The organism is Brevundimonas sp. DC300-4, from assembly GCF_049897365.1.
Lineage (GTDB): Bacteria > Pseudomonadota > Alphaproteobacteria > Caulobacterales > Caulobacteraceae > Brevundimonas.
In genome coordinates this window covers 109432-116789 of sequence record NZ_JAFCWC010000010.1, presented here as the reverse complement: position 1 = coordinate 116789, position 7358 = coordinate 109432, and the positions used below count along the sequence as shown (strand labels likewise).

The following is a 7358-nucleotide window of genomic DNA, read 5'->3' as shown; positions in this document are numbered from 1 at the left end:
TCGAGAACCAGCTCGATCTCGATCCGGAACGGCTGGTCTTCATCGACGAAACCGGAGCCTCCACCAAGATGGCCCGCCGCCACGGGCGTGCGCCGCGCGGCCAGAGGCTGAGGTGCAGCGTGCCCCATGGTCACTGGAAGACCACCACCTTCGTCGGCGCCCTGCGGCTAAGCGGCATGACCGCCCCGATGGTGATCGACGGCCCGATGAACGGGGCCTGGTTCCTGGCCTATGTCCAGCAGGTGCTGGCCCCGACCCTGAGGCCCGGCGACGTCGTGATCATGGACAACCTCGCCGCCCACAAGAGTACGCCCATCAGGGACGCAATCGAGGCCGTCGGCGCGCGGCTGCTGTTCCTGCCGCCCTACAGCCCCGACCTCAATCCGATCGAAAACGCCTTCGCCAAGCTCAAGGCGATGCTGAGAAAGGCCGCCGCCACATCCATCGACCAGCTCTGGGACGCCATCGCCCGGATCATCCAGACCTACTCACCGCAGGAATGCGCCAACTACTTCGCCGCCGCAGGCTACGATGCAGACTGATCGGAAAATGCTCTAGCGTCAGGTCCGCCACGATCCGTTTCAGCCGCCCGTTCTCATCTTCAAGCTGCTTCAGCCGCTTCATCTCCGACGGCATAAGACCGGCGTACTTTTTGCGCCAAACGTAGAACGTTGCCTCGGAAATCCCGGCCATGCGGCAGACCTCGCCGATCGTGGCGCCCTCGTCCGCCTGACGCAGGATCATGGCCACCTGGGCCTCGCTGAACTTCGACCGCTTCATCGTCTCTCCTCGTTCACAGGCCCAAGGGCAAAACGAGAAAATTCTAGCTCAGATCGGTCCAAAATTTCAGGGGCAGGTCACCAGGGGCAAAGCTGAGACAGAACGCGGAGGCTGGCCACTTGGCAGCGTCCACGATGCGACTTCCTAAAAGTCCGCTTCCCCCCCCGAACGGACCTGCACGATGACCGCTTTCGGCATGTCCGTCGAATGTCCGCAAGCGGGCGTCAGGCTCAAGGCTGGCCCCGACCCATTGCGGACGGCGGGGCGAGTTTGCAATCGATCTTGGGTGCTGACTTCAGAGGCCGAAACCTACTCCATGGGCCTTGGGATCGTTACGACAAAACTGGTGCCCTGTGCTGATGGCAGCCGATCGATTTGCCCCCGGACCTGTTTCGTAAGTGCTGCCACTATGCGCATCCCGAGTCCCGTCGACTTGTTCGGGTCGAAGTCGTCCGGGATGCCGACGCCGTCGTCGGAGATCGCTATCTGAATCTCTCCGGCATTGGTTCGGACAGCAATCTCGATCTTGCCCGACCGCGCTTGCTTGAACGCGTATTTCATCGAATTTGTCAAAAGCTCATTGATGACGAGCGCGATCGGCACCGCGTCGTCCAGATCCACGACGACCTCGCCGTGATCTGCGAACTGGAGCCTGACAATCCCTTCACTATCAAGCGCTGCGACGAGGTCGGTCGTGAGTTCTCGGAGATAGGCTGTCAGGTCGACCCTGTCGTGCGATCCAGTAGTGTAAAGATTTTCGTGCATCGCAGCGACCACGCCGATGCGAGAGCAGGCGTCCAGCAGGCTTTGTCTGACATCGTTCGCTGGCGTTTTTCCAGCCTGGAGCGTCAGCAGCGACACAACGAGCTGAAGGCTGTTTTTGACCCGGTGGTTGACCTCTTGAAGTAAGAGTTCCTTGATCCTCAATGCCTCCCCAAGAGCCTCTTCGGCCGCATGACGGCTAGTGTCATCGCGAATGGTCAGGACGGCCCCGATGAGCGAAGCGTCTGCCGCATAGACGGGCCGGGCGTTGCCGATCGCCAGCACTTCGGTGTCGTCTGGCCGGCGGATGCGCCATCGCGCATCGATCACGGTTTCCGCATGTCGCACCGCGCGCGTCAGCGGCAGGGTCTCGATTGGATGCGGTTCGCCAAACTCGGTCGAGAGACTATACGCTCGGGTATAATCATCCGGCTCAACATCGATCCGGGTGACGCCGTGCAGCCGGGTTGCAGCTTCATTGACGAACGTGATTCGTCCGTGCGGATCGGTGACGATCACCCCCTCGCCAAGCTGGCCGAGGATCGCTTCTCGTTCCGCCGCGATGGCTTGAAGCTGCATGTTCGTGGTGCGGAGTTCGGCCTCGGCTTCGATCTGTGCGCTAACGTCGGTATTCACGCCGAACCAGCCCACGATGTTACCTTCGCCGTCGCGCGCTGGCTGCACTCTCGTCAGGAAGGGCCGAAACGTGCCGTCTGCTCCGCGCAGCGGGAAGGTCATCTCGAACGGATCACCGCTTGCGATGCAGGCCGTCCAGCGCGCCAGCACAGCGGGCAGGATCGCGGGGTCGTGGGCCGACTGCCAACCCCACCCTTGCATCTGCTGTGGTGTCGAGCCGCAGTATTCGTGCCAACGCCGGTTATACCAGTAGATGGAGCCGTCCGCGTTCGCCATCCAGCATAAGGTCGGGATGTTCTCGGCGAGCATCCGAAACTGCGTGTCTTCGACGACAGCATTAGTCTCAGCGTCGCTCGCGTTAATGTCGGTTAACACCCGGCTCCCCGACTGATCACGCGCTATGCTGTTATCGTTTTTGATATAGGTCATTTAAGTTGGCCCGACAGCGCAATGGCCAAGGTAGCAAAAGTGTCCGCCCGTGGCGAATCGCGGGTCGATTTCGGAACGATGCTCGTCGTTTAGCCTAAGCAAGCTCCACAACAGAAAGAGTGAGTTTCTGAAGACGAAAGGGCGCATGGAGGGTAGATCATGATGAGCCCCAGAGAGTGCCCATCCAAAGCAGCTGGAGCCCTCCTGCCGGCGGCTGACGCGACGGACCAGACACAGCGAGCCGTCTACAACGCCCACGCTCGCGAGTGGACTGCCTTGTCAATGATCGCCGAAGTCCAGTGCGAGTTGGAAGCTGATTTGATCGAGCGCGACGACGAAACCGATAATGAGACGGCCTAACTCGAGAGCCAGATAGGCCGTCGTCGGATGGGGCGGCAGAAGCGAATGACCGTTTTCCACCCGCTTGAGAAGTCCAGGACGTCCGCTTTGCGGAAGCCTCACCCTGAAGCAGTACTGCCGCCCGATAGCGGACGTTCCGAACGTCAGTGGAGAGTCAGACTCGGTCATTCCCGCCCTGCCCGCTTTGCGCTAAGGGGCAATCTGCGAGCCGGCACCGCCAGATGGCCGACCTACAGCACCGGTTTGTGCTGCGTTTTTGATGGCCCGGCAGACGACGGCAGCTTGACCGGCCATGGAGTCCGGGGCGAAGGGGAGTGGCGGCATCGGGGCGTCGGGCGGACCATCATCGCTGACCACACAGTCCGTGGGAGATTTCCCGATGAAGCAAGTATTGTTCGCGGTCTCCTCAGCGTTGGCTGTGACGGCTTGCGCGTCTGTGCCGGCTCCTGCAACGGCGCCCGGGCCGGAGGCCCGCCCCTATCACGTGAGCGATACCGCGTCGGCCGACGTGGACGCTGCGCTGGCGCGCGCCCGGCAGTCGGGCAAACGGGTTCTAGTGGTGATGGGAGCTAACTGGTGTAGCGACAGCCGCGCTCTCGCCGGTTGGCTAGCGACCGACCGCTTCGTTGAACTGATCAAGCGCAAATACGAAGTGGTCTACGTGGACATCGGAATGCCGAGGGCTGGCGACAGACCCAATCTTGCGATCGCTCGTCGCTTCGGGGTTTCGGAGTTGCCGGGCTCGCCGAACGTGCTTGTGCTCACGGGTGATGGCGTTCTGGTGAACCCAACGACCGCAACGAGCTGGCGAAACGCTGAAAGTCGGACGGGCGACGCGATCTACGATGAGTTGGCGACTTTAGCCGATCTGCCGGTGTGACCACCCACCGATCAAGCGAGGGTTGCTGCCATCCCTGCGTGAGCTTTAGCGAACGAGATAGCGCGCCCGCATCCAATCGGGTGGTTGACCCTAGGGCTAGCGCACGGGCCCTAGCGACAGCCTAGATTCACGCGGTCGCATACTGGCGGGACGTGACGTGCAAAAGCGGCCCGGTGCGTATGCACCGGACCGCCCAACTCAGATTAGCGCTGCCGCCACAGAGTATTCGTGGCTCTTATCGATAAAGGCCGCGCTCACGCGTGATCTCTTCGGACGTATACGGCTGGGCGCCGGCGTCGAAGCCGGACCAGCCGGTTTGCCGGTAGGCGTCGCCGCGTGCGGTTGCGTCGAAGCCGCGACGTCCCTGAAGGATCGCCTCGAAGCGCTCCTTCTCGTCACCGTCGGCCTTGACGCTCACCAGGGTGCCGCCGCGACGGACGCCCTCGGAATAGACGTTGGCTTCGTCGTCACTGTGGCCGGCTTCCTTCAGAGCGCCCAGAAGGCCGCCGGTCGCGCCGCCCGCTGCGGCGCCGACCGCTGCGCCGACAGCCGTCGAGGCCAGCCAACCAGCCGCTACGACAGGGCCAAGGCCCGGGATGGCGAGCATGCCGAGGCCGGCGAGGATGCCTGCGCCTGCGCCGAGCACGCCGCCGGTGGCCGCGCCCTTGCCCGCGCCGTCGGCGACGTCATTCTCACCGTCGCCGTTGTTGCCGCCCAGCGGGCCCTTGTTGCCGCCGGCCGAGCCGGAGTGCCAGTTGTCGGTGTTGTTCGAGACGATGCTGATCTTGTCGTGCGAAACGCCTGCGGCTTCCAGTTCGGCGACGGCGTCGAGGGCTTCGGTGTGGCTGTCGAACAGCCGAGTGACGGTGGCCATGAATGGCTCCTTGAGGTTGTTGGAGAGGGTGGATCGACGCGGCCTATTGAGGCGACACGACGCCTTTGTAGTCGACCGAAACGGTGGTGGCGGCTCCGCCCGAACGCGTGGCCTGGGCCTTCCAGATGCCCTGCTCGTCTTGTGTCAGCGGGCCGGAGACGACGTAGCCCGCCTTCTCGATCGCTTCCTTGGCCTGACCTTCGGTGAAGGAGTTGGCGCCGGGGGTCAGTTCAGCTTTTTCCGCCGTTTCCTGAGTGTCGATGGCGGGGTTGGCCGGAGCTTCCGCGCTCGAGATGGCCGGCCCTTCAACCGGTGCTTCGGCGTTGTCGGCGTTGCCGCAGCCGACAAGAAGGATAGAGGTCGCCGAGAGGGCGAGGATGGTTTTCAGCATTGAGCAGTCCTTCCAAGATTGCCCAGCAGAAAGAGACAACCAGCCTGTTCGTTCCTAAGGCCAAGGTTGATACGGGCGCTGTCAGGCTAACTTCCCTAAGGGACAAAGCGCCCTACCCTGGGCTCGATCAGGCAAGGGCGGCCGCCCAAGCGGCGTCGGCTTGGGCGCGGAAACGCCGAAGTGTGGGTCTGCTGATCAAATGGCGCTGGATGCTGAAGGTGTTGTAGATCGCCGCGTGGGTGGTGAGGAATCTCTGGGCTGAGGCCTGGGATTTGAACCGCTGCTGCTGTCGCTCTCGTCGTCGGATCGGCAGGTGGGAGTTCTCTGCCCGATTGTTGTCCCGAAGCCGGCCGGGTCGATGCAGATGCCTCAAATCCAGGATATCGAGCGCCGCGCCATAGGAGGCCAAGCCGTCCGTCGTGATCGTCTGAGGCTCGATCGGCTGGTTGTGTAACAGGCGTCGGAGAAGCCTCAACGCCGCCTCTGTGTCCCGCCGGCGCTGGACCACGAGGTCGAGGACCTCGCCTTCATCGTCCACTGCGCGCCACAGATACATCCGCTTGCCGCCGATCCAGCAGACCATCTCGTCCAGGTGCCAGCGCGGCGACGGGGCTCCTCGCCGCTTCTTCAGCCGCCGGGCGATCAAGGGGCCGAACTTGATGGTCCAGCACCGGATCGTCTCGTAGCTGACGTCCACACCGCGGGCCGCCATCAGTTCCTCGACGTCACGAAAACTGAGGCTGAAACGAAAGTACAGCCAGACGGCATGGCGGATAACATCTGCCGGAAACCGGTGACGCTTGAACGAAATCGACTTCACGAAACATCATCCCCGTCAGCGGCTTAGGCCGCCGTAAGTGGAGACGTTTTAGCGTTGGACTGACAGCACCGTAGCGCCTATGTGCAGGTCGACAGCAGTAACACCATAGGCGAGTACAGGCGTAACCCGCCGACGAGTCTGGGTTGGGGATACCGGCTGTCCGCGAGCCGGGGCGATTTCGACCGCCAGGAGGCCGAAGCGACCTGGCTCGGTCCATCGGGTCAGGTCACGGCCCAGGCCGTGCATGCCGACGGTGCTGCCGCCGCTAGATTGCTCGTCAGCGGCGGGGTGATCCTGGCGGGCGGCGGCGCATACGCCACCCGCCGCGTGGACGGCGCATTCGCCTTGGTCGAGACGCCCGGTCAGGCCCATGTCAGAATCTACCAGGAAAACCGTCTCGTCGGGCGCACCGATGCGGCCGGCCGCGCCATCATTACCGCGTTACGGCCTTATGACGACAACCGGATCAGTCTGGCGGCGGGGGACTTGCCGCTGGACGTGCGTATCGACGGAGACATGCTCAACATCGTCCCGCGGTTCCATGGCGGGGTCGCTGCGCGCTTCGGCATTGACAGGAATCGCGGCGGCACGGTGTTGCTGCAACTGCCGGACGGACAGCCGATCGAACCCGGAACGCCTGTCCAGATCGACGGTTTCGGTTCGTTCGTCGGCTACGGTAGCGAGGTTTTCGTCGATGCGATCCGAGAAGGCGTTGTCCTGGAGGTGCAGGGGGCCGGAGGCTCCTGTCGCGCCGTGCTGCCTTCGCCGCCGCCGGAGACTATCCTTCCCCGCATAGGACCACTCACCTGCCAACCCCCGGGAGGCCCTCGATGACCCTGTGTCGGATCATCCTTTTTCTGTCGGCGCTGTGCGGCGGCATGGCTCTCGCCAACGGGGCCGAGGCGGCGTGCCCATTCCTGTCGTTCTGCACGTGCACCGCTTCGGCAACGGGGGTCAGCTTCGGCAACTACGATCCACTGTCGCCGATCCCGAAAGACGCAGCCGGCACGGTCACCGTCAATTGCACGTTCGCGGAATTGGGCAGCGGCACGTATGACATCAGTCTCAGCCCGGGCATGACGGGAACCTATGCCACCAGAAAACTTACCAGGGCGCAGTCCAGCATCGACTACAACCTTTACACCACTGCGGCGCGCACCCAGGTCTGGGGCAATGGCACGGGCGGGACGCAGAGAGTGGTGGGGACCCTGTCCGGGCTCCTCTCGAACCAACAGACCTTCAGCATACACGGCCGCGTACCTCCCGGGCAGAACGTACCGGACGGTGCCTACACCGACGTGATCGTGGTGACGGTCGCCTACTGAATTGGACGCAAAGCGGGCAGATGTCTGCCGACATTTCCGACCGTAGAGGGCGGAGGCATCAGGAGACCAGGTCAGCGGACGACATCAGGGCCAGCAGGCCA

General features: G+C 63.2%; 9 protein-coding genes and 1 pseudogene. 4 read left to right on the top strand and 6 right to left on the bottom strand.

Annotated features, from left to right (window positions below; translation table 11 throughout):
• The coding region (locus ACP7AZ_RS14555; protein WP_426039353.1) for an IS630 family transposase at nt 1-542 on the top strand (542 nt) is incomplete at its 5' end.
• Between the two features lie 10 nt (nt 543-552).
• Here ACP7AZ_RS14555 and ACP7AZ_RS14550 read toward each other — a convergent pair.
• The 3 genes and pseudogenes from ACP7AZ_RS14550 to ACP7AZ_RS14540 all read right to left on the bottom strand — a co-directional run.
• A pseudogene (locus ACP7AZ_RS14550) lies at nt 553-780 on the bottom strand (transposase); the annotation flags it as partial.
• Between the two features lie 309 nt (nt 781-1089).
• Nucleotides 1090-2607 (bottom strand): histidine kinase dimerization/phosphoacceptor domain -containing protein, encoded by a 1518-nt coding sequence (locus ACP7AZ_RS14545; RefSeq protein WP_426039352.1) that lies wholly within the window; start codon nt 2605-2607, stop codon nt 1090-1092.
• 279 nt (nt 2608-2886) lie between these two features.
• Nucleotides 2887-3135: a hypothetical protein gene (locus tag ACP7AZ_RS14540; protein ID WP_426039351.1), complete on the bottom strand. Its 249-nt coding sequence runs from the start codon at nt 3133-3135 to the stop codon at nt 2887-2889.
• 211 nt (nt 3136-3346) lie between these two features.
• On the opposite strand from ACP7AZ_RS14540, the gene ACP7AZ_RS14535 reads away from it, so the two are divergent.
• The gene (locus tag ACP7AZ_RS14535; protein WP_426039350.1) at nt 3347-3847 is read left to right on the top strand and encodes a thioredoxin family protein; all 501 of its coding nucleotides are present in this window, start codon (nt 3347-3349) and stop codon (nt 3845-3847) included.
• Nucleotides 3848-4082: 235 nt separating this feature from the next.
• On the opposite strand, the gene ACP7AZ_RS14530 is transcribed toward ACP7AZ_RS14535, so the two are convergent.
• The 3 genes from ACP7AZ_RS14530 to ACP7AZ_RS14520 form a co-directional block, all read right to left on the bottom strand.
• A complete protein-coding gene (locus ACP7AZ_RS14530) occupies nt 4083-4721 on the bottom strand; it encodes a hypothetical protein (protein ID WP_426039349.1) in 639 nt (212 codons plus the stop codon).
• A 43-nt stretch (nt 4722-4764) separates the two neighbouring features.
• A complete protein-coding gene (locus ACP7AZ_RS14525) occupies nt 4765-5112 on the bottom strand; it encodes a hypothetical protein (RefSeq protein WP_426039348.1) in 348 nt (115 codons plus the stop codon).
• Nucleotides 5113-5239: 127 nt separating this feature from the next.
• Nucleotides 5240-5932, bottom strand: a complete 693-nt coding sequence (locus ACP7AZ_RS14520) for an IS6 family transposase (protein ID WP_426039347.1) — start codon at nt 5930-5932, stop codon at nt 5240-5242.
• 81 nt (nt 5933-6013) lie between these two features.
• On the opposite strand from ACP7AZ_RS14520, the gene ACP7AZ_RS14515 reads away from it, so the two are divergent.
• Together ACP7AZ_RS14515 and ACP7AZ_RS14510 are read left to right on the top strand one after the other, a co-directional pair.
• On the top strand, nt 6014-6766 hold the full coding sequence (locus ACP7AZ_RS14515; RefSeq protein ID WP_426039346.1) for a fimbria/pilus outer membrane usher protein: 753 nt from the start codon (nt 6014-6016) through the stop codon (nt 6764-6766).
• Nucleotides 6763-7257 carry a Csu type fimbrial protein gene (locus tag ACP7AZ_RS14510; RefSeq protein WP_426039345.1) on the top strand — a complete coding sequence of 165 codons (495 nt, stop codon included), beginning with the start codon at nt 6763-6765 and terminating at the stop codon, nt 7255-7257. Before ACP7AZ_RS14515 ends, ACP7AZ_RS14510 begins: the two co-directional genes overlap by 4 nt.
• The last annotated feature ends 101 nt before the right edge of the window (nt 7258-7358 follow it).

What these genes read in the sequence shown, in the direction of transcription:
- ACP7AZ_RS14530 (WP_426039349.1), bottom strand. Translation starts at nt 4,721, where the DNA reads ATGGCCACCGTCACTCGGCTGTTCGACAGCCACACCGAAGCCCTCGAC.
- ACP7AZ_RS14535 (WP_426039350.1), top strand. Translation starts at nt 3,347, where the DNA reads ATGAAGCAAGTATTGTTCGCGGTCTCCTCAGCGTTGGCTGTGACGGCT.
- ACP7AZ_RS14545 (WP_426039352.1), bottom strand. Translation starts at nt 2,607, where the DNA reads ATGACCTATATCAAAAACGATAACAGCATAGCGCGTGATCAGTCGGGG.
- ACP7AZ_RS14525 (WP_426039348.1), bottom strand. Translation starts at nt 5,112, where the DNA reads ATGCTGAAAACCATCCTCGCCCTCTCGGCGACCTCTATCCTTCTTGTC.
- ACP7AZ_RS14540 (WP_426039351.1), bottom strand. Translation starts at nt 3,135, where the DNA reads ATGACCGAGTCTGACTCTCCACTGACGTTCGGAACGTCCGCTATCGGG.
- ACP7AZ_RS14510 (WP_426039345.1), top strand. Translation starts at nt 6,763, where the DNA reads ATGACCCTGTGTCGGATCATCCTTTTTCTGTCGGCGCTGTGCGGCGGC.